The organism is Blautia caccae (genome assembly GCF_040095955.1).
Taxonomy (GTDB): Bacteria; Bacillota; Clostridia; order Lachnospirales; family Lachnospiraceae; genus Blautia; species Blautia celeris.
Window position 1 is genome coordinate 75,170 of record NZ_JBBMFP010000021.1, and the last position, 20,027, is coordinate 95,196.

The 20,027-nt window shown below is 49.2% G+C and carries 20 protein-coding genes, 2 tRNA genes and 1 other RNA gene; 18 read left to right on the plus strand and 5 right to left on the minus strand.

The window, feature by feature from the left end:
- The first annotated feature begins 362 nt into the window (after nt 1–362).
- Genes WMO65_RS19820 through WMO65_RS19840 form a run of 5 tightly spaced genes read left to right on the plus strand, consistent with a single transcriptional unit; the run spans nt 363 to nt 2,715 of the window.
- On the plus strand, nt 363–1,397 hold the full coding sequence (locus tag WMO65_RS19820; RefSeq protein WP_033143854.1) for a veratrol--corrinoid protein metyltransferase: 1,035 nt from the start codon (nt 363–365) through the stop codon (nt 1,395–1,397).
- A gap of 51 nt (nt 1,398–1,448) precedes the next feature.
- The gene (locus WMO65_RS19825; protein WP_033143853.1) at nt 1,449–2,060 is read left to right on the plus strand and encodes a GTP-binding protein; all 612 of its coding nucleotides are present in this window, start codon (nt 1,449–1,451) and stop codon (nt 2,058–2,060) included.
- 2 nt (nt 2,061–2,062) lie between these two features.
- Nucleotides 2,063–2,218 (plus strand): hypothetical protein, encoded by a 156-nt coding sequence (locus tag WMO65_RS19830; protein ID WP_158588590.1) that lies wholly within the window; start codon nt 2,063–2,065, stop codon nt 2,216–2,218.
- A gap of 9 nt (nt 2,219–2,227) precedes the next feature.
- Complete coding sequence (locus WMO65_RS19835) at nt 2,228–2,371, plus strand: hypothetical protein (protein ID WP_158587332.1); 144 nt, start codon at nt 2,228–2,230, stop codon at nt 2,369–2,371.
- Nucleotides 2,372–2,403: 32 nt separating this feature from the next.
- Entirely contained in the window at nt 2,404–2,715 is a 312-nt protein-coding gene (locus tag WMO65_RS19840; protein WP_054353090.1) for a hypothetical protein, read from the plus strand.
- Here WMO65_RS19840 and WMO65_RS19845 read toward each other — a convergent pair.
- On the minus strand, nt 2,712–4,091 hold the full coding sequence (locus WMO65_RS19845) for an RsmF rRNA methyltransferase first C-terminal domain-containing protein (protein WP_181014522.1): 1,380 nt from the start codon (nt 4,089–4,091) through the stop codon (nt 2,712–2,714). The genes WMO65_RS19840 and WMO65_RS19845 overlap by 4 nt on opposite strands.
- A gap of 226 nt (nt 4,092–4,317) precedes the next feature.
- On the opposite strand from WMO65_RS19845, the gene WMO65_RS19850 reads away from it, so the two are divergent.
- Both WMO65_RS19850 and WMO65_RS19855 read left to right on the plus strand, forming a co-directional pair.
- A complete protein-coding gene (locus WMO65_RS19850; protein ID WP_118743643.1) occupies nt 4,318–5,340 on the plus strand; it encodes a LacI family DNA-binding transcriptional regulator in 1,023 nt (340 codons plus the stop codon).
- Between the two features lie 235 nt (nt 5,341–5,575).
- Nucleotides 5,576–6,523 (plus strand): AEC family transporter, encoded by a 948-nt coding sequence (locus tag WMO65_RS19855; RefSeq protein ID WP_033143850.1) that lies wholly within the window; start codon nt 5,576–5,578, stop codon nt 6,521–6,523.
- 68 nt (nt 6,524–6,591) lie between these two features.
- Here the strand turns inward: WMO65_RS19855 and WMO65_RS19860 are convergent.
- Nucleotides 6,592–6,665: transfer RNA gene (locus WMO65_RS19860), tRNA-Pro, on the minus strand.
- A gap of 175 nt (nt 6,666–6,840) precedes the next feature.
- Here WMO65_RS19860 and WMO65_RS19865 point away from each other — a divergent pair.
- A complete protein-coding gene (locus WMO65_RS19865; RefSeq protein ID WP_148393333.1) occupies nt 6,841–9,414 on the plus strand; it encodes a hypothetical protein in 2,574 nt (857 codons plus the stop codon).
- Here WMO65_RS19865 and WMO65_RS19870 read toward each other — a convergent pair.
- Nucleotides 9,373–10,068 carry an anaerobic ribonucleoside-triphosphate reductase activating protein gene (locus WMO65_RS19870; RefSeq protein ID WP_118743641.1) on the minus strand — a complete coding sequence of 232 codons (696 nt, stop codon included), beginning with the start codon at nt 10,066–10,068 and terminating at the stop codon, nt 9,373–9,375. The genes WMO65_RS19865 and WMO65_RS19870 overlap by 42 nt on opposite strands.
- 147 nt (nt 10,069–10,215) lie before the next feature.
- Here WMO65_RS19870 and WMO65_RS19875 point away from each other — a divergent pair.
- The 3 genes from WMO65_RS19875 to WMO65_RS19885 all read left to right on the plus strand — a co-directional run bounded on the left by WMO65_RS19875 (nt 10,216) and on the right by WMO65_RS19885 (nt 12,288).
- Nucleotides 10,216–10,303 (plus strand) — tRNA-Ser (locus WMO65_RS19875).
- 649 nt (nt 10,304–10,952) lie between these two features.
- Complete coding sequence (gene tadA, locus WMO65_RS19880; protein ID WP_033143847.1) at nt 10,953–11,450, plus strand: tRNA adenosine(34) deaminase TadA; 498 nt, start codon at nt 10,953–10,955, stop codon at nt 11,448–11,450.
- Nucleotides 11,431–12,288: a homocysteine S-methyltransferase family protein gene (locus WMO65_RS19885; protein WP_118743639.1), complete on the plus strand. Its 858-nt coding sequence runs from the start codon at nt 11,431–11,433 to the stop codon at nt 12,286–12,288. Before tadA ends, WMO65_RS19885 begins: the two co-directional genes overlap by 20 nt.
- Nucleotides 12,289–12,444: 156 nt before the next feature.
- Here the strand turns inward: WMO65_RS19885 and WMO65_RS19890 are convergent, their stop codons facing one another.
- Together WMO65_RS19890 and ffs are read right to left on the minus strand one after the other, a co-directional pair.
- Entirely contained in the window at nt 12,445–13,059 is a 615-nt protein-coding gene (locus WMO65_RS19890) for a DedA family protein (RefSeq protein WP_033143845.1), read from the minus strand.
- A 72-nt stretch (nt 13,060–13,131) separates the two neighbouring features.
- An RNA gene (gene ffs, locus WMO65_RS19895) (signal recognition particle sRNA large type) lies at nt 13,132–13,394 on the minus strand.
- Between the two features lie 250 nt (nt 13,395–13,644).
- Between ffs and WMO65_RS19900 the strand changes: the two genes are divergently transcribed.
- The 7 genes from WMO65_RS19900 (at nt 13,645) to fsa (ending at nt 20,014) form a co-directional block, all read left to right on the plus strand.
- Nucleotides 13,645–14,112, plus strand: a complete 468-nt coding sequence (locus WMO65_RS19900) for a hypothetical protein (protein WP_103733245.1) — start codon at nt 13,645–13,647, stop codon at nt 14,110–14,112.
- Nucleotides 14,113–14,280: 168 nt separating this feature from the next.
- Nucleotides 14,281–15,360, plus strand: a complete 1,080-nt coding sequence (locus WMO65_RS19905) for a 6-phosphofructokinase (RefSeq protein ID WP_033143843.1) — start codon at nt 14,281–14,283, stop codon at nt 15,358–15,360.
- Nucleotides 15,361–15,379: 19 nt separating this feature from the next.
- Nucleotides 15,380–17,014, plus strand: coding sequence for a DNA polymerase III subunit gamma/tau (dnaX, locus tag WMO65_RS19910; protein ID WP_033143842.1), 1,635 nt, complete (start codon nt 15,380–15,382; stop codon nt 17,012–17,014).
- A 12-nt stretch (nt 17,015–17,026) separates the two neighbouring features.
- Nucleotides 17,027–17,383, plus strand: coding sequence for a YbaB/EbfC family nucleoid-associated protein (locus WMO65_RS19915; protein ID WP_033143841.1), 357 nt, complete (start codon nt 17,027–17,029; stop codon nt 17,381–17,383).
- Between the two features lie 29 nt (nt 17,384–17,412).
- Nucleotides 17,413–18,012, plus strand: coding sequence for a recombination mediator RecR (gene recR / locus WMO65_RS19920; protein ID WP_033143840.1), 600 nt, complete (start codon nt 17,413–17,415; stop codon nt 18,010–18,012).
- Between the two features lie 10 nt (nt 18,013–18,022).
- Nucleotides 18,023–19,129, plus strand: a complete 1,107-nt coding sequence (locus WMO65_RS19925; RefSeq protein ID WP_033143839.1) for a LacI family DNA-binding transcriptional regulator — start codon at nt 18,023–18,025, stop codon at nt 19,127–19,129.
- Nucleotides 19,130–19,360: 231 nt separating this feature from the next.
- The gene (fsa, locus tag WMO65_RS19930; protein ID WP_033143838.1) at nt 19,361–20,014 is read left to right on the plus strand and encodes a fructose-6-phosphate aldolase; all 654 of its coding nucleotides are present in this window, start codon (nt 19,361–19,363) and stop codon (nt 20,012–20,014) included.
- The last annotated feature ends 13 nt before the right edge of the window (nt 20,015–20,027 follow it).

Below are 20,027 nucleotides of genomic sequence, written 5' to 3' on the forward strand. Positions count from 1 at the left end.
AAAGCCGTTTGCATTCTGCAGGCGGCTTTTTTTGCGCTGTGCAAAGGAAAATGAAAAGTACAAAAGTGGCAGGAGCAGAAAGTCATTTTTTGTACCCCGCAGACGTAGTGAAGAGTCAGGAGAAAAGATACAATAGAATCAGAAAAGGTAACTATTCAGCCAGCTGAATCGTTACGGGTATTCGCCCATTAAAAATCGCTTCGCGATGGGGCGAATACCTGCCACCACTACTCTTTTGCACGGTCAGCGCAGTAAATGCGCAGACCTGACTGAACAGTTACCAGAAAAGTTCATTGTTCTGTCCGGCCGCATATGTGATTTTGATGCCGGGCAGCATCTGATCACAAGAAGGAGGATACAATATGGCAAAAATGACAGAGAAGACCAATTATCTCATGACTCTGCGGGGAGAACAGCCGGAGTGGGTTCCGACCTATAGTTTCGGCCCTATGCCCAATATGACCAGACCCTGTACATCCTGTATGCTGGAGCCTGAAATCGTGGCGTATTTCCGTTTTCAGGGAGGCGGCAAGGACTGCTGGGGTGTTACCTATGTCCCCACAAGAGAGACCGGAAATGCCCTGCTTCCAAAACCCGGCGAATTTATCCTGGATGACATTACGAAGTGGCGGGATGTGATCAAAGCACCCTCCCTGGAAGGGGTAGACTGGGAAGCCATGGCGAAAAAACAACTGGAGGGTTTTTACCGCCAGGGGGTAAACCGGGAGGATACAGCCATAGCCCTGAATCTTCACGTGGGATATTTCCAGAACCTGATGGCTTTCATGGGATTTACGGAAGGTCTCTGTGCCATGGCGGAGGAACCGGAGGAGGTATACGCGCTTTTTGACTACATGTGTGATTTTTATACGGAGATCACACGGCAGATCATCGGTTATGTGAAGCCTGATGTGCTGACCCTTATGGATGACACGGCTGCCTGGAGAGCTCCTTTTATCTCCCAGCAGATGTATCATGACCTGGTACTGCCCTTCCACAACAGACAGGCAAAATTCGGGCGTGATCTGGGAATCCCCATTACCATGCATAACTGCGGCAAGGCAGAACCTTTCATTGAGGATTGGCTCTCCATCGGCGTCAATGCCTGGGACCCGGCGCAGACTTGTAATGACCTGACGGGAATCAAAGAGAAGTACGGCAACAAACTGGTGATCATGGGTGGATTCGACCCGCGCGACCATCTGGCTGACCCGAATGTGACAGAAGAGGAAATACGGCAGGCTGTAAGGGATACCATGGACCGCCTGGCACCGGGCGGCGGTTTCTGCTGGTGCGGCGGATATCTGGGGGCGATCGATGATCCCGAAGTAATAAGAAAAAATGGTATCTTGTTTGATGAAGTATTCCGTTACGGTGATGCGTTCTATAAAAAGTGATGCATTGCATGAAAAGTGATACGGCAGTGATGCAGGAAGAAGTGATGATAAATGAAGGTATTGATATTAGGCGGTTTTCTGGGATCAGGTAAGACAACGCTCCTCCTCCAGCTTGCCCGCTATCTGGTGGACAGTTCCGGGTCAGGCAGTGCCTATAAAGTGGTGATCCTGGAAAATGAGGTGGGAAGAGAAGGGATAGATGACAAGCTTCTGCGGGGAAACGGATTTAACGTGGAGAATCTCTTCAATGGCTGTGCCTGCTGTACTCTGGCGGGAGAACTGGTCTCCGCTGCCTATGAGATTGAAAAGCAGTATACTCCTGACTGGCTGATCGTGGAGACAACGGGTCTGGCATATCCGGGGCTGATACAGGATAACCTGGCGGCAGGGATCGGAATGGAATCACGTGTCTGTACGGTAGTGGATGTATCCAGATGGAAACGGCTTCTGAATGCCATGCGGGAACTTTTTGTGGGGCAGACAGAGCGTGCAGACGTAGTTCTCATGAATAAGGCAGATCTGGTGTCCGAGGATGTGCTCAGGACAGTGGAGAAGGATATTGCGGAGATGAACCCGAATGCCGCGCGGATCGCTACCTCAGCAGTCGGCCATGTGGAGGAACATGTGTGGGATATGGTGATGGGAGTGACGGATAATGATTGAAGATGAAAAAAATATGCAGAGGCAGCATGAACATGGACATGACCATGGAGCAGAAGGTCACCAAATGTGCGGACATGATCATACAGCGGAAGGTCATGAAACGTGTGGACATGATCATACAGCGGAAGGTCACCAAATGTGCGGACATGACCATATAGCAGAAGGTCATGAAACGTGCGGACATGATCATACAGCGGAAGGTCACGGAACGTGCGGTCACGATCATGCCGGGGACGGTCATCATGTACACGAACATCATCATGACGAAGCATGTCAATGCCCTTCATGTACGCAGAAAAAAGAAAAACTGAAAGTAACGTCCCTTCTGCAGGACAATGCTGTTGTGGTTTCGGCAGAGTACCACACAGCAGCGGACAGGGGCAGGGCCGGAAAACTGCTCACAGAGTATATGGAGGCGCTGGCAGGTGAGATAGACAGCCGCGGCGGCATTATCGGGCATATCAAGACCTCAGTGGAAATCAGGTACGTGGAAATGTATTCCCTGACAGACAGGACCGTAATGAAAAAAGAATCCAATCTGCCTGAGCTGATTCTTTACATGGCTGCCATTGTATTTGCTGTGAAAGAGGAGGAACTGCTCAGTCTTGTCCGGGATATGTTCGGGGACATGGACAGGCAGCTCCATGAAAATTAATGTATACGCCATCCGGCAGGATATTTATTTTTTAATGTGCCGTTTACCAGCTTTCCAAAACCCAGGGGGAAATCATCCACACAGATGAGCTGCCACCCTTTCTCCTTTGTGCACTCCCCTTTTTCCACCAGAAGGGTTTCTCCCTTCAGATAACGTCCAATGCGGTCGTCCTGCGGGGAAAGGCTGAGGCAGGAGGGAAATTCATGGGCTTTCAGGGCCAGTGCCAGCGGCTGGGATGGTTCAAAACGGTTTTTCTTTAACTCACCCAGAAACAGTCCGTTTCTGAGAAAGCGGATTCCCCTGAAGCGGTTATCCGCAGGCGGCAGACAATATACATTGCTGCTGCGCACTTCTATGCGATTGGTGGGGAAAGGAATATCTTTCTCCGCGAAAAATTCAGACAGCAGCTTCTGTGCCTCTTTATCCGGTTTTGTACCGAAGTCGGATATGGTCTGCCGGGAGCTGCCTTTCTTTCTCATAAGTGCCATAAAATGTCCTTCCCCGTCCATTTTGTGAGGGAAAATACGAAGGCATTTGGCAAGTTCGGGATTTTTATTTCCCCATTCCGGATTGCCGGGGGAAAATCCCTCATATCCGTCAATCTCCAAAAGTTCCATTTCCGGATACTCTTCCAGGATAAAGGAAACCGTCCCTTCATTTTCAACCGGTGCAAAGGTACAGGTGGAGTAGAGCATCAGCCCGCCGGGCTTCAGCATGGAAATGGCGGCAGAGACACATTCCCGTTGCAGCTTTGCAAAGAAGTCGGGTCTGTCCTCATCCCATGTTTTTGCAACCGCAGGTTCTTTTCTGAACATTCCCTCCCCGGAACAGGGAGCGTCGACCAGGATCTTATCAAAGAATTCCGGCATGGCTTTAGCCAGTGATGCGGGTATTTCATTGGTGATAAACGAGTTGGTGATGCCGCACAGTTCAATATTTCGCTGCAGGGCTTTCGCACGGGAATTGCTGATATCATTGGCAACCAGCATACCCTCCTTCTTTAACTTTGCGCCCAGTTCTGTGGCCTTGCCTCCGGGAGCTGCGCAGAGGTCCAGTACATAGTCCCCCGGCGTGACGGGAAGAAGCGCGGCGGGAGCCATTGCGCTGGGCTCCTGCAGATAGTACAGGCCGGCGGCATAGTAGGGATGCTTTGCCGGGTGGTCTGCCTCCTCATAGTAAAAGCCGTTTTCTGTCCATGGAACAGGTGTCAGATGAAACGGATTTATTTTGAGAAATTCCTCCACGGAAATTTTCAGTGTATTGACTCTGAGGCCGAAATGTCTTGGATTTTCATAGCTTTTTATAAACGCAGTATATTCATCCTGAAGCATGTCCTCCATGCGGCTGAGGAAAGCTTTTGGGAGCTGTTCGATCATAGCTGTCTCCTTTTTCGCAGAATGCGTGGTTTTGGCCTTATTATAGCATGAAGGATTTTATTGCGCCACTGGAAAATCCCTGACGGCATTGTTGTGTAATATGCTGATTCCTGCCAGTCTGCTCGTATTTTCTTGTAAATAAAAGGTAAAAATGATATGATTTAAATTAAGTAAAAGGCAAGGGCAAAACAAGTAAAATTACCATAAGATAAGCGGAGTGAGTGATATGGCTACACTAAAAGAAATCTCTGAGCTGACCGGTTATTCCATAGCTACGATTTCCAGAGTGCTGAATCATGATGTCTCCCTCAGTGTGACTGACAGTACCAGAGAAGAAATCCTGAGGGTAGCCGGCAAACTGGACTACGAAAGTAAGAGTGTCAGAAGCAGCCGTAAGAAAGCAGCACAGCTCAGAATCGGAATGATTGAAATGATGGATTCCCAGATGAAGCTGGAGGCCCCTTATTATCTGTATCTAAAGAGCAGCCTGGATAAAAGCTGCTTTGAGGAGGGATTTGAGACGGTCACCCTTCAGTACGATGAGGAGGAGGAATGCTATAAGAGCAACAGCCAGTCAGGGCTGAACGGAATTATAGCAGTGGGGCAGTTTGGCGCCAGGCAGGTTCATGCCATGGAGCAGTGGACGAACCAGATCGTTTTTCTGGACTCTTCACCGTATGAGGATCGGTTCAGCTCTGTGGTGCCGAATTTCCAGGTGGGGATTCATCAGGGGGTGAACTATTTGGCTGAAATGGGCCACAAAACCATTGCATTTGTGGGTCCTTTGATGTCAACGGACTCCATGGGCAATGACGCGCCGGAAAAACGAAGAAAAATATTCGGGGAGTACATGAAGTATTACAGAAAAGACTTAAAGGCGGTTTATCTGGACACTGACAGGGAGGCAGCCAATGTGCTGGAGAAGACAAGTGCTTACCTGAAAGAAGAAAAAAATCCTGCCACAGCATTTTTTACCTTTAATGAGGCCACAGCTATTGGTGTAATGCAGGGGGTGCAGCAGATGGGGTACCGGGTACCTGAGGACTTCAGCATTTTGAGTTACAACGACACAGTACTTGCAACCCTGATGCAGCCACAGCTTTCCAGTATCAGCATTCATCTGGAAGAGATGGCCCAGGAGGCAGTGAAACTTTTGAGGCGGGGACTGCTGGAGAGCGGAACGCCGCATATGAAGATCGCCATACCTTCCAGTTTAAGTGAAAGGGAAAGTGTGAAGAGGCTTGAATGATTTTATTCAGGCCTCTGTTTTTTAGCCCTTTTCCGTATGGGTAAAAAAGAGGTGAAAGAAAGTAAAAGCGCTGTCTCACTGATCGTAAGACATAATGAAGCAATGAATCGTCACGGAAGTAGGTCACAGGGTGACAGCAAAAATATTTAAAACCGTGCGGGAAGGGAATTGTGCAGGCAGAGAGAAGGGCGTATAATAGACAATCATGCGGATAAAACCGCCGGGAGGAACAGAAATGGAAAATATCATATTGTCTTTTAATGTCATCGCCCCATTATTTTTCCTGATGGTGATAGGCTACGCGATAGCTAATTATACGGATCTTGCAGACAAAGACCTGCTGAAAAAAGCAAATTCCCTTGTATTTAAAGTATTTCTGCCCTGTATGCTGTTTAAAAATATATATCAGAGCAACATCAGGGAGCAGATGCAGGGCGGGCTTTGTTTTTTTGCGGCAGGTAGTCTGCTTCTTTTATTTGTTCTTTTATGTCTCATTGTACCTAAAGTTGTGAAAAAGGAAAACCAGCAGGGCGTGGTGATCCAGGGGATTTTCAGGAGCAACTACGTCATATTCGGAGTGGCGGTGGTGGAGAATATGTATGGTTCGGCCAATACAGTGACTGCCGCTATTTTAAGCGCGGTTCTGGTGCCCATGTATAATTTTCTGGCAGTGATCGCGCTGTCCTTTTTCGGAGGAAAGAGGGAGCGGGACTTTAAGAAGGTTCTTGTGGGGATTCTGAAAAATCCGCTGATCATTGCATCGGTTCTGGGAATCATTGCCTCGCTTCTGGGCTTTAAACTTCCCAAGGCGGCAGACACCACGCTGAATGATCTGGCAAAACTGGCGACACCCATTGCGTTTTTGATCCTGGGAGGAGACTTTGATTTCTCTAAAGTGAGGGGGAACTTGAAAATTGCCGGAGGGGTAGTTGCGGTCAAGATGGTGATTCTGCCACTTATCTTTATTCCTATGGTGGTTGCAATGGGATATCGTAATTCAGACCTGCTGGCGGCACTGCTGGCTTACCAGACACCGGTCGCGGTGTCAAGCTATATCATGGCCCAGCAGGCGGGAGCAGATGAACAGCTTGCAGGGCAGCTTGTGGTTTTCAGCAGTGCTGTTTCTATATTTACATTGTTTGTCACTATATTTATACTGAGACAGATGGGGCTTCTCAATTGAGAGGTCCTTGTTTTTGGGCAAGAAAAAAAGCACCGGAAACTTTACGTTTCCGATGCTTCTGCTGAAAGTCGAAGCGACGTGATTCGAACACGCGACCTCTGCGTCCCGAACGCAGCGCTCTACCAAACTGAGCCACGCTTCGTTATTTTGTTTCGGCTGTGTCATTCAGCATTTGTTATTATATATAATGGCGGCAGAAATGTCAACATATTTTTGCATTTTTTTCAAAAACTTTTTCATCCGGGTTTTATGCAGAGTTCTAAATGTTTTTTTCGCTCATATACTTTACGGAATAATTGGTATTGGAGAAAGAAAATTTGGCTGGATATCGGCGATTTGTTGCGTATGTATATGAGTACCCGGATGGAAAGAAAGGAAATGGGAAGGGATTTATCAAAGTAGAGGCCCGGGATGGTAAGTGCCGCATGAACTATCGGATTCAAGGGATCTATGGAAAAGAGGAGGCACCCTGTAAAATTTACGGGTTTGTGAGAAAAAGTGACGGATGCGAAGGCATTTACCTTGGAGAATGTGACCTGGCAGGTGATACGGTCCAGTTTCAGACGGAAGTACCGGATCAGGGACTGGGAGGCACTGCGTACGGACTGAATGACCTGAGCGGTCTGGTCATGCTGACCGGAGATGGAATCATGTATGGTACAGGGTGGGATGATCGTCCTGTGCGCCTGGAAGAAATCAGGCTCCCGAGAATGCAGGAGGACAGATCCCGGAATGCGGACAGAGCCCCTGAGACAAATAATAATATGCAGAAAGAGGAGCTGGAGACAGGACCGGAGGCTGTGCAGGATGAACTGCCGGAGGGTGTTGCAGCAGCGGAGGCGCTCATGGAAGCAGAGGAGCCTGTTACTCTGGACGATGAAGAGGGTTCCCTGCCGTTAGCGGAGCATTCTGAAGAGACAGTTAATCTGTTCAGCGGGGAGAGCCCGGATGATAATCTGGAGGAAATGGATTACCGCACAGACACAACAGTGGAAGTAGAAACGGATTCAACGGATGCTGGCCGTGCAGAGAGAGGAAATACTATGGAAGGAAACCGTGCAGAGGCAGGGAACGTCATGGAAGGAAACCGTGCAGAAGCAGGGAATGCCATGGAAAGAAACCGTGCAGAGACAGGCAATGCCATGGAGGGAAATCGTGCAGACGGGAACAATGCCATGGGAGGAAACCGTACGGAAAGAGAAAATGCCATGGAGGCAGACTGGGAAGCGGGAAACAATGCCGTGGGAGGAAACCGCGCAGAGAGGGAGAATGCCATAGAGGCGGACTGGGAAGCGGGAAATAATGCTGTGGATGGTAACCGAGCCGGAAGGAATAATTCCATGGATGACACTCCTTGGCAGGGCAGATATCCGTCCAATACATTCAGACAGGGAGGTATGAATACTCCTGATAGAAACCGGGAAGAGAGGAGTAATTCCTCGAATGCAGGCCACCGGGATTGGGGCTATCCACCAGTCATAGGACGGGATAATGAGACTTCCGCGCCGGACAGACGCATGGAGGAGAACCGTTCCAATGAATCTTCTGAAACAGAGGAAAGAAGGCAGGCAATGCCGTCCCGGACAGAGGGGGACCCTTACATGCCGCCTCGTATAAATGAGAGGGGAACTTATTTTCCACAGCATTATGAGGAGGATGAGCCGGAAACAGGACAGGAGGAACGATCTGAGCAGAGAATGGAGCCGGTCGCCCCTTCACGGACAGAAAATACAGTACAGCCGGTTATGGAACCGTCACGGTCGGATATGGGCCAGAACCGGAACACAGCAATACCGAATATGGGCCAGAACCGGAACACAGCAGTACCGAATATGGGCCAGAACCGGAACACAGCAGTACCGAATATGGACCAGGACCGGAATGCCGCAATGCCGGATATGAACCAGAACCGGAACACAGCAGTACCGAATATGGACCAGGACCGGAATGCCGCAATGCCGGATATGAACCAGAACCGGAACGCAGCAGTACCGAATATGGGCCAGAACCGGAATACCACAATGCCGGATATGAACCAGAACCGGAATACTACAATGCCGGATATGAACCAGAACCGGAATACCACAATGCCGGATATGAACCAGAACCGGAACGCAGCAGTACCGAATATGGGCCAGAACCGGAATACCACAATGCCGGATATGAACCAGAACCGGAATACTGCAATGCCGGACACAGACCGGAATCCGGACACCACAGCCCCGGACATGGAGAGGCCTCCATACACAGAAGAAGAATTGTACCGGGAAACGATTGATCATGAAATCTTCGGAAGGGACCAGTATCCGGACAGTGAAATGCGGATCGAAGCATCCGGCAGTACGGATGCAGCAGAGCAGTCTACGTGGAACCCGGCAGGTGACCGTGAGGAGGATGCAGTGAACCTTCTGGAAGAACTGGACCAGGATGAGGATGCCATCCGCAACATGAGGCAGATGGAAAAAGAAGTGACAGAGAAGAAGGTACAGAGTCCGGAGGAAGGTGAGCTTCACGGGCAGTCCGCACAGGCCGCCAGACAGCCTGCCGTATTTGCTCCGTTTTCAGACGGGGAGATTGTGGACTGCAGACAGATAACACCTGCGGAGCTGCGGATACTTGCCAGAAGAGACAGGGGGCTGATGAACAACAATTTTCTGAGACATGGATATTACCGTTATCATTACCTGCTCCTGGGCAGAAGAAGAGATGACGGCCGGTACATACTGGGTGTTCCGGGTGTTTATGACCGGCAGGAATGTCTCATGGCAGGTATGTTCGGCTTCCCCAACTTCAAGGCAGCCAAAACGCAGGGCAAAGCTGCCATGCCGCGCTTTGGCTACTGGTACCGTTTAATCGATACCCCGGATATAAACCGCAGGAATCGTTCTTGACAGGATAAGACAGAAATAATCCAAATCCCTTTTGGAATAACTGCTGAATCCAGGCCTTATGACTTCAGGGGAGTCCTTATAGGCCTGGAGGTAGTAGGCTCTGCACCCGGCAAGCCAGTTTCCGATGGAACGGAAATCTTCCTGGGTATGCAGCTCCCTGACTACGGTTGTCCTGAATTCATAGGGGACACTGCCGGACATCAGGAAATCCACGGATTCACAGATTGGTTTTAAGTCCAGATGCTTGCTGCCTGCAACTCTGGCATAAGATTCTTTGGAGGATTTGATGTCCATGGCGACCATGTCTATCATCTTATTGTTGATCAGTTTTTTCAGAATCCAGGGATGAGAGCCGTTGGTATCCAGCTTGACCGGGTAGCCAAGCTCCTTTATCTTGTCTATAAGGCAGAAGATATCTTTGTCCAGGGTGGGTTCTCCTCCTGTGATGCAGACCCCCTCCAGAATGCCCTGGCGTTTTTTCAGAACTTTAAGCACATCCTCCGTGGGAATGACCGGCTGTTCTCCGGGTGAGAGGACAAGCCCGCTGTTATGGCAGAAGGGACACCTGAAATTGCAGCTTCCCAGAAAAATGGTGGCAGCTATTTTGCCGGGGTAATCCAGAAGCGTTGTTTTGTTGAAACCATTGATTGGCATAAAAATCCCCCTTTAGGTATCGTTTGGGCAGGACCGTAAGTCCTTTGCTGATACTTTATATTTTACTATACACAGTGGGCTTTTACCAGGGAAAACTCACATTTGTACTTGACCGGAAAGCAGGCTGGCTTTATAATGAACAAGTATGGAGACGTATCGAAGCGGTCATAACGAGCTTGACTCGAAATCAAGTTGCCGGGTAACCGGCACGTGGGTTCGAATCCCACCGTCTCCGCTGTCTTAAACCCGCATAACCAGCGGGTTTTTTGTTTACCTTTTCCAACAGCTGAAAAGTGCCGGTACCTTGGCGAGTACCGGCAAAAGAGGGGGAAAAGAAAAATCTATGTAAATAGGTCAGTTGGCTTTATTAGGCGAAGCCCGGCAGCCACATATATCACTGTAATGCAGCTGCTGTCTTCTTCAACAACAATTAAAGTATAACCTGCAAATGTGAGGATTCTGTGACAAGGATATAAAGCTTTTCTGAAGCATTTTAAAAATATTTAAAAAGAATCTGAAGAAGAAACGAAAGACTCTTTTCGGACAGGAAAAAGCCGGTACTCTGCGAAGTACCGGCAAAAGAGGGAGGGAAAAGAAAAATCTATATAAATAAGTCAGTTGGCTTTTTTGTGAGGTCCGGCTCCTGCTGCCGTCCTCCTTGCTGACAATTACAGTATATCCAAGAAATGTGAGGAATTTATGACAGCACAATAAAGCTTTTCTGAAATTTTTGAAGAATTTATGAAAGAAATGGGAAAGACTTTTATACTGGGCCGTTCTTGGCTATTGCATTACAAAAGAGGAGTGTAGTATAATTCAGAAACAACGGCCAGGGCCCGTTGCCCGCAATGCGGACGGAATCATACAGGAAGGCGGATCGTGAAATGGATACACAGGAAAAGTTTATGAAGGAAGCCATAAAGCAGGCGAAAAAAGCGTACGCCCTTAGGGAAGTTCCCATTGGCTGTGTGATCGTATATGAAGGGAAAATAATAGCCAGAGGCTATAACCGAAGAAATACAGATAAAAATACCACCTCCCACGCAGAGATGAATGCCATCCGGAAAGCCAGCAAAAAGCTGGGGGACTGGAGGCTTGAGGGATGCACGCTCTATGTCACCCTGGAACCCTGTCAGATGTGCGCAGGAGCCATCATACAGGCCAGAATTGATAAAGTGGTCATCGGCAGTATGAACCCCAAGGCCGGGTGTGCAGGTTCTGTCCTGAACCTGCTGGAGATGGAGGGGTTTAACCATAAGGCAGAAGTGGAACGCGGCGTGCTGGAAGCGGAGTGCAGTGATATGCTGAGCGGATTCTTCCGGGAATTGAGAAAAGAGAAAGCAAAAGCAAAGGAGAAATGTCATGACAAAACAGGAATTTAGGGAACTGGTACAGGCCAAAACATTGCTTTTAGACGGGGCCACAGGCTCGAATCTCATGAAGGAAGGGATGCCCAGAGGTGTCTGCTCCGAACAGTGGGTTTACGAGAACCCCCAGGTGCTGCAGAAACTGCAGAAGGAGTATTGTGAGGCGGGTTCCAAAATTGTCTACGCCTCCACATTTTCAGCGAACAGAATAAGTCTTGCCAATCATGGGCTGGAGGATAAGGTTGAGGAATTGAATCGGGGACTTGTGCGCGTTTCCAGGGATGCAGTCGGGGATGCGTGTTACATTGCAGGCGACCTGACCACCACCGGCAAACAGGATGTGCCCTATGAAATCTTGTTTGAGGCGTACAGGGAGCAGATCGCTGTCCTGGCGGATGCGGGCGTGGATCTGCTCATTGCGGAAACCATGCTGGGTGTGGATGAAGTGATGGCAGTCATAGATGCCGCTGCCGCAGTGTGCGAACTGCCGGTTATGTGCACTCTGACCGTGGAGTCTGACGGCAGCTTATTCTTTGGCGGAAATATTTATGATGCAGTGGAGACACTGGAACAGATGGGCGCAGATGCTGTCGGCATCAATTGTTCCACAGGCCCGGACCAGTTGGTTTCCGTAGTGAAAAATATAAGGGACAAGGTCAGCATTCCTGTCATTGTAAAGCCAAACGCCGGAATGCCCGTGATCGATGATAAAGGTAATGCGGTCTATTCCATGGGAGCCAGGGAATTTGCAGAGCACATGAAGGTGCTTGTGGAAGCCGGCGCGAATATTGTGGGCGGCTGCTGCGGAACGACACCGGAATATATCAGGAGATTGGCTGACATTTTGAAATAAAAAGGTAACTGTTCAGTCAGGTCTGCGCATTTACTGCGCTGACCGTGCAAAAGAGTAGTGGCGGCAGGTATTTGCCCCATCGCGAAGCGATTTTTAATGGGCGAATACCCGTAACGATTCAGCTGGCTGAATCGTTACATAAAAAGAACGTTCCCCTCATTTCTGAAGGAAACGCCTTTTTATGTAAACCAAAATGCCGACCAGTGCGAAGACCAGGATAACGACACGGGCCACCTGGGTATAAGTGCCGAGACATTCGGCGGCCTTCTGCCAGGAGGTTCCGGCGATGGCTCCCAGGGTGACGAGTACCAGGTTCCAGATAAAACTCCCGATTGTGGTCAGGGACAGAAAGGTGCCCAGGTTCATATGGGCCATTCCGGCGGGAATGGAGATCAGGCTTCGTACAATGGGAATAAAGCGGCAGAAGAGAACCGTATAGTTTCCCTTGCTGTCAAACCATTCCATGGCGCTCCCCACATCTTCCGGTTTAAAATGCAGTATTTTCCCAATCCTGCCCTCCAGAAGAGATTCCAGCTTTTCCCGGGGGACCAGGTGGCCGATCTGGTATAGAAGGATGGCTCCGAACACACTGCCCACAGTGGAGGAGAGCACAACACCGATAATGTTCATCTTCGTATATGTAGTCATAAAGCCGCCGAAGGTCAGTATGACTTCGGAGGGAATAGGGGGGAACAGGTTCTCAACCAGAATGAGGAGGGCTATCCCCAGATACCCGTAGGCATCCATTATATGCATCATCCAATAACTCATCAAAAAAACCTCCGCTGCAATCGTCTCTTTCATCTTATGACGATACAGTGGAGGTTATTCTATTCTTTTTCACCGTGCGCCGCACCTCGAAACCCCTTCACGGACGTTACCTCTACAGTTAACTCGGCCCAGGCACCCTCGCGGCACACAGAAGATTCTACTTAGTGCTGCTTCATTCCTGACCTGACACGGTTCATAGAGTTCTGTTGCGCAAGACCCAGACGTCAGCGCCACTTATAAAGGGCAGCTCCGCAAAGAAAGCCCCTCAGATTTGGCATCACCCCTGCTGTAGCGGATTGCAGGTACAGGGCACCGCTATCTCCCCGGCTGCACGGTATCTAAAAGTATATCGGTTTTTAGACGTTTTGTCAATGAAAAAGAGAGCTGAAATAAAAAAGAGAGAAAAAAATGATTCTGTACTTTACAAAAGCAGAGGAGTATAGTATAATAAATATCGACCATAAATGTGTTAATGTAATTTGAATTCCTCAACGAAAGAAAACGGACAGGCCGCATACCTGTCCGTTTTCTTTTTATGCAATAAAGTGCCTCCTTATGCATAAAATATAAGAGGAGGACAAGCATATGAAAAGAAAAATGATGATTTTATGGCTTCTGTGCGCCGCTGTGAGCCGATTTACATACAGTACAGCCGCAGAAAACCTTCCGGAAACCGGCCGGATGGAAAATGAAACAGAAAAGATAGATACCGCCCAGCCCGAATTTGTCATCACAGAGCGGCCTTTCCTGTCTTTTGAAGATATGGAGCCGGACGAGGAGCGAAGCCAGGTGTTTTCCATCCGGAATACCGGGGCGGAGGAAGAGGCATACTATCTTACCATACAGGCACCGGAGGAGATTACGTGGGAACTGACAAAGGCCGGTGATCCGTACGACAGCGGCAGGGCCTCCGGGACGCCCTTAAAGCTTGGAGTGCTGCAGCCGGGCGAACATATGGTTTTTCAGCTTACAGTGAAAAATGCAGGGGATACCTTCTGTTCGGCCTTTCCCGCATTTTCCGAAAAGAAAATTTTAAGTTGTGGTACAAAATAAAATAAGCTATAATGGATGCAGGTGAGTAAATTTATTCGCCGAAATATGCGTGGAGGCTCCCAGCCGCAATATGTGGGAGCAGAACCGCGGAAACTGACTGGGTCTGTATTCCAAACCCAGAATGGGGACTGAAGTAAATACTATATCATAAGATGGGATGTGAAATATATGAAGAGAATCGGTTTGTTAACAAGCGGCGGTGACTGTCAGGCGCTCAATGCCACCATGCGCGGTGTTGTGAAAGGTTTGGCTTCCAATCTGGATGAACTGGAGGTCTATGGCTTTGATGACGGGTATAAAGGATTGATATACGGAGACTACAGAATGCTCTCAGCCAAGGATTTCTCAGGAATCCTCACAAGAGGCGGTACGATCCTGGGCACATCACGCCAGCCCTTCAAATTAATGCGCGTGCCGGATGACAGAGGCCTTGACAAGGTTGAGGCCATGAAGCAGACGTACTACAAGCTGCGCCTTGACTGTCTGGTGATCCTGGGCGGCAACGGTACCCAGAAGACAGCCAATATGCTGAGAGAAGAGGGACTGAACATCATCCACCTTCCCAAGACCATAGACAATGATATCTGGGGAACGGATATGACATTTGGTTTCCAGAGTGCGGTGAATATTGCCACAGAAGCGATTGACTGCATCCATACAACGGCAGCATCCCACAGCCGTATCTTTATTGTGGAAGTCATGGGGCATAAAGTGGGATGGCTGACCCTGCACGCCGGTATTGCAGGCGGCGCGGACATTATCCTGATTCCTGAAATCCCATATGATATTGATAAGATAGCTGACGCAGTCAGGAAGAGGAACAGAGCCGGAAAAGGCTTTACCATCCTGGCCGTGGCGGAGGGCGCGGTTTCCAAAGAGGACGCAGCGCTTCCCAAGAAAGAGCTGAAGAAGAAAATGGAAGAAAATGCGAAGAAATATCCATCCGTTTCCTATAAGCTGGAGGCAGAGCTGAAGGAGAAACTGGATCTGGATATCCGTATCACCATTCCGGGACATATGCAGAGGGGCGGAAGCCCATGTCCGTATGACCGTGTGCTCTCCACCCATATGGGTTCCGCAGCCGCAGGCCTGATCTTAAAAGATGAATACGGCTACATGGTGGGAATCGTCAACGGCAAGATCAAGAAAGTCCCGCTTCAGGAATGCGCCGGCAAACTGAAGATGGTATCTCCGGACGACCAGCTGATCAAGGCGGCAAAGAGGATTGGCATCAGCTTCGGGGATTAACTGAAAAAGGAGAATTTTCATGAGCTATACTGCTCTATATCGGAAGTTCCGCCCTCAGGATTTTGAAGATGTAAAGGGGCAGGAACACATTGTAACCACATTGAAGAACCAGATGAAGGCAGACAGGATCGGCCATGCCTATCTTTTCTGCGGCACCCGTGGTACAGGTAAGACTACCATTGCCAAGATTCTGGCAAAGGCGGTAAACTGCGAACATCCGGTAGACGGAAGCCCCTGCAATGAATGCGAGACATGCCAGGCGATCAATGCGGGGACCTCCATGAATGTCATAGAGATTGACGCCGCTTCCAACAACGGCGTCGATAACATTCGTGAGATCCGCGAGGAAGTGGCCTACCGTCCGGCAAAAGGACGTTATAAAGTATATATCATAGATGAGGTTCATATGCTGTCCACAGGAGCGTTTAATGCACTGTTAAAGACGCTTGAGGAACCTCCTTCTTATGTTATCTTCATTCTTGCCACCACGGAGGCCCACAAGATCCCTATCACCATTTTGTCCAGATGTCAGCGCTACGATTTCAAACGCATTACCGTGGATACCATAGCGGCAAGGCTGACGGAGCTGATGGATAAAGAGGGAACAGACGTGGAGGAGAAGGCCATCCGCTACATTGCAAAGGCAGCGGACGGTTCCATGCGTGATGCACTCTCCCTGCTGGACCAGTGTATCGCCTTTTATCTGGGTGAGACATTGACCTATGAAAAGGCCCTTGAGGTGCTGGGGGCTGTGGATACACAGGTGTTCAGCAGGCTTCTGCGGCTGATCGTAAAGCAGGATACCGCAGGCGCTATCAGGACCCTGGAGGATCTGATCATCCAGGGAAGGGAACTGGGGCAGTTTGTGGCGGATTTTATCTGGTATCTGCGCAATCTGCTGCTGGTGAAGACTTCAGATGCACCGGAGGAGGCTGTGGATGTCTCTGCGGAGAATATGGCGCTTCTCAGGGAGGAGAGCCGTATGCTGGATGCGGAGACACTGATGCGCTACATCCGCATTTTTTCAGAGCTTTCCAACCAGATCCGCTATGCATCCCAGAAGAGGGTGCTGGTGGAGATCGCGCTGATAAAACTCTGTCAGCCTGTTATGGAGACCAACCTGGATTCCCTGTTTGACAGAATCCGGGTACTGGAGGAAAAGCTGGAGAACGGTGTCGTGATGGCAGGACCGGCACAGGCAGGTGAATACGGTTCACCGGCATACGGCGGGGTACCGGATGCCGCAGCGGAGGAAAAACCTTCAGAGCCGGAGGCAAAGCCTGAGAAGGCAGCTCCTGAGGATCTGCAGTATATTAAGAAGAACTGGAATTCCATAGTGCGGGAGACAAGAGGCTTTCTGCAGCAGATGCTCCTGACTTCCACGCCGAAATACAACGGCAGTACAGGAGAACCTGTCCTGTATGTGGAGTTTGGAAATTTTCAGGCGAAAATCTGCATGGACAATCCGGATACCATACCCATGCTTAAAGAAATCATCCGGAAGAAAACAGGAAAGAGCGTGGAGATCGAGCTTTTACTGGCAGGCGGGGAGCATAAAGGCCCTGCGGGGCTGGCCTCGATTTCCGTAGATGATTTGATCGAACAGAACATCCGCATGGATGTAGTAGTAGAAGAAATGGAAGAGGAAGAATAGGAGGATTTGAATATGGCTAAAAAAGGAGGATTTCCGGGAATGGGAATGCCCGGAAACATGAATAATCTGATGAAGCAGGCGCAGAAGATGCAGCGTCAGGCAGAGGAAAACCAGAAGGCACTGGAGGAGAAGGAATTTACCGCCACAGCAGGCGGCGGAGCCGTTGAAGTGACCGTCTCCGGCAAGAAGGAGATCACAAAGGTGAAGCTGGCTGAGGAAGTGGTTGACCCGGATGATATTGAAATGCTGGAGGACCTTATTATGGCAGCTACCAATGAGGCGCTCCGCAAGATGGAAGAGGAGTCAGCGGCGCTTATGTCTAAGCTCACAGGCGGGCTTGGAGGCCTTGGCGGCGGATTCCCGTTCTAAGCGGCCGTATACCGCAGAGGTGAAAAATATTGGAATACTACAGCAGTCATATCAACAAATTAATTGAGCAGCTTTCCCGTCTGCCGGGCATTGGGGCAAAATCTGCCCAGCGCCTGGCATTCCACATTCTGAATATGCCAAAGGACCAGGTGGAGCAGCTTTCCGCGTCCATTGTGAATGCCAAGGCCAATGTACAGTATTGTAAGAACTGCTACACCCTGACAGACCAGGAAATCTGCCCGATCTGCAATAACCCCAGAAGAAACAGGAAGGTCATCATGGTGGTGGAGAATACCAGGGACCTGGCAGCATACGAGAAGACCGGAAAATATGACGGTGTGTATCACGTGCTGCACGGCGCGATTTCTCCCATGCTGGGCATCGGTCCGGATGACATTAAGTTAAAGGAACTGATGCAGCGCCTTTCCCAGGATGATATTGAGGAGGTGATCATCGCCACCAATTCCAGCCTGGAAGGAGAGACCACCGCCATGTACATCAGCAAACTGGTGAAGCCTACCGGTATCCGGGTGAGCCGTATCGCCAGCGGGGTTCCTGTGGGTGGCGATCTGGAATATATTGATGAAGTTACCCTTCTTCGTGCGCTGGAGGGAAGGGTAGAACTATAGGAGCTTTAACATGAAGAAGAAAGTGACGTCCACGGATATCGCGAAAGCAGCGGGAGTATCCCAGGCAACGGTATCCATGGTGCTGAATAAAAAGTACAATGTTTCCTTCTCGAAAGAGACGATACAGAAGGTGGAGCAGGCTGCCCGGGAAATGGGATACAACATACCGAAGAGACGTCCGAGAAAGGATGCCGGTAACAGCAGGCTGATCATAGTCTTCTGCCCCACCCTTACCAACCCTTATTATGTCATGCTTCTGCAGGGAATTGAAAAAGTAGCCAAGGAAAAAGGATATGCGGTCTTCACCTGTGACACACAGAGGGAGCTGAAGCTGGAGGAGCAGTACCTGAAGATGATGCACACGGTTATCCCGGCGGGCATCATCTACACCTTCAACCCAAGTCCTGTGTACATGCAGCAGGTGGAGGAGCTGGCGAAGAAGATTCCGCTGGTCATCATAAGCAACAGGGAACGTGTGGAAGTAGATGCCATCAACCAGGACAATACTAAGGTGGGCAGCCTTATGGCCAGGCATCTGCTGGATCTAGGCCACCGGGACGTAGCGTTTATCGCGCCGCCGCTTACAAAAAGGCAGCAGCAGCGCTCCAAACGTGTGGCAGGATTTGTGGAGGAGTATGAGAAGGAGGGCCTGGGCGGCCATGTGATCATCAAAGCGGCGGATGACGCCCTGGATGACCAGCTCCCAAGCATTGACTCGGAATACCGGATGGGATATAATCTGACAAAGGAAATTCTGGCGGGGCCGAGGAAAGTGACCGCGTTTGCGGGACTGAACGACATGATGGCCTTTGGCATCATGGATGCCCTCCAGGAAGAAAAATATAAGATTCCCGGTGATGTGTCTGTACTTGGCTGCGACAACATCATATTTTCCGGTATGTCACATATGTCCCTCACCACCATAGAGCACTTTGTACCTCTGAAAGGGCGGGATGCCTGCGATATTATCATGCGCAAGATTGAATCCTTCATGAATACATATTCTGACAGTGAGCCCACCAGCATCTATCATATTGAGTATGAACCGAAGCTGATTGTACGCAAGACCACAGGTTATGTAAAACAAAAGCAGAAAAAGAAGAAAAAAACAAAATAAATTAAATGAAATCCATTTTATTATTAGTAATAAAATAAAGACAAAATCCTGAAAATTATAGGATTGGGCAAAAGGGATTTTATAAAACTACCGAAAATAGTTAATAAAAATCCGGTTTATTAATAAGTTAAATTATTTATAAAATCGATAGCTCTTGCGAAGGTATGTTTTATGGGGTAAACTGAGTGTATCAAATGACAAAGCAAAGGTTTTGAACGGGAGGAAAAAATTATGAGATTTTTTATCGACACTGCAAATGTAGAAGACATCCGCAAGGCAAATGACATGGGAATCATCTGTGGAGTGACCACAAACCCATCCCTGATCGCAAAAGAGGGACGTGACTTCAATGAGGTTATCAAAGAGATCACTTCCATCGTAGACGGACCGATCAGCGGTGAGGTGAAAGCCACCACAACAGATGCAGAAGGCATGATCAAAGAGGGCCGCGAGATCGCAGCTATCCATCCGAACATGATCGTTAAGATTCCAATGACAACAGAGGGATTAAAAGCAGTTAAAGTTCTGAACGCAGAAGGTATCAAAACCAACGTTACACTGGTATTTACATCCAACCAGGCACTGCTGGCAGCAAGAGCAGGCGCAACCTATGTTTCCCCGTTCCTGGGCAGACTGGATGACATCTCTGTATGCGGAACAGATCTGATCCGTGAGATCGTAGAGATCTTCCAGGTTGCAGGCATTGACACAGAGATCATTGCAGCAAGCGTACGCCATCCGATGCACGTGACAGAGTGTGCTCTGGCAGGCGCGGATATTGCGACTGTACCTTACAAGGTTCTGGAGCAGATGACAAAACATCCACTGACAGACCAGGGTATTGAGAAATTCCAGAAAGATTATATTGCAGTTTTCGGCGAATAATAGAACTGTATAG

Excerpts from the sequence above, each read along its gene's own strand:
- WMO65_RS19900 (WP_103733245.1), top strand. The coding sequence starts at position 13,645 with ATGAAAAGAAAAATGATGATTTTATGGCTTCTGTGCGCCGCTGTGAGC.
- WMO65_RS19855 (WP_033143850.1), top strand. The coding sequence starts at position 5,576 with ATGGAAAATATCATATTGTCTTTTAATGTCATCGCCCCATTATTTTTC.
- WMO65_RS19905 (WP_033143843.1), top strand. The coding sequence starts at position 14,281 with ATGAAGAGAATCGGTTTGTTAACAAGCGGCGGTGACTGTCAGGCGCTC.
- tadA (WP_033143847.1), top strand. The coding sequence starts at position 10,953 with ATGGATACACAGGAAAAGTTTATGAAGGAAGCCATAAAGCAGGCGAAA.
- WMO65_RS19925 (WP_033143839.1), top strand. The coding sequence starts at position 18,023 with ATGAAGAAGAAAGTGACGTCCACGGATATCGCGAAAGCAGCGGGAGTA.
- dnaX (WP_033143842.1), top strand. The coding sequence starts at position 15,380 with ATGAGCTATACTGCTCTATATCGGAAGTTCCGCCCTCAGGATTTTGAA.
- WMO65_RS19870 (WP_118743641.1), bottom strand. The coding sequence starts at position 10,068 with ATGCCAATCAATGGTTTCAACAAAACAACGCTTCTGGATTACCCCGGC.
- WMO65_RS19845 (WP_181014522.1), bottom strand. The coding sequence starts at position 4,091 with ATGATCGAACAGCTCCCAAAAGCTTTCCTCAGCCGCATGGAGGACATG.
- WMO65_RS19835 (WP_158587332.1), top strand. The coding sequence starts at position 2,228 with ATGAAACGTGCGGACATGATCATACAGCGGAAGGTCACGGAACGTGCG.
- WMO65_RS19825 (WP_033143853.1), top strand. The coding sequence starts at position 1,449 with ATGAAGGTATTGATATTAGGCGGTTTTCTGGGATCAGGTAAGACAACG.
- WMO65_RS19830 (WP_158588590.1), top strand. The coding sequence starts at position 2,063 with ATGAAAAAAATATGCAGAGGCAGCATGAACATGGACATGACCATGGAG.
- WMO65_RS19890 (WP_033143845.1), bottom strand. The coding sequence starts at position 13,059 with ATGAGTTATTGGATGATGCATATAATGGATGCCTACGGGTATCTGGGG.
- WMO65_RS19850 (WP_118743643.1), top strand. The coding sequence starts at position 4,318 with ATGGCTACACTAAAAGAAATCTCTGAGCTGACCGGTTATTCCATAGCT.
- WMO65_RS19885 (WP_118743639.1), top strand. The coding sequence starts at position 11,431 with ATGACAAAACAGGAATTTAGGGAACTGGTACAGGCCAAAACATTGCTT.
- WMO65_RS19820 (WP_033143854.1), top strand. The coding sequence starts at position 363 with ATGGCAAAAATGACAGAGAAGACCAATTATCTCATGACTCTGCGGGGA.
- WMO65_RS19915 (WP_033143841.1), top strand. The coding sequence starts at position 17,027 with ATGGCTAAAAAAGGAGGATTTCCGGGAATGGGAATGCCCGGAAACATG.
- fsa (WP_033143838.1), top strand. The coding sequence starts at position 19,361 with ATGAGATTTTTTATCGACACTGCAAATGTAGAAGACATCCGCAAGGCA.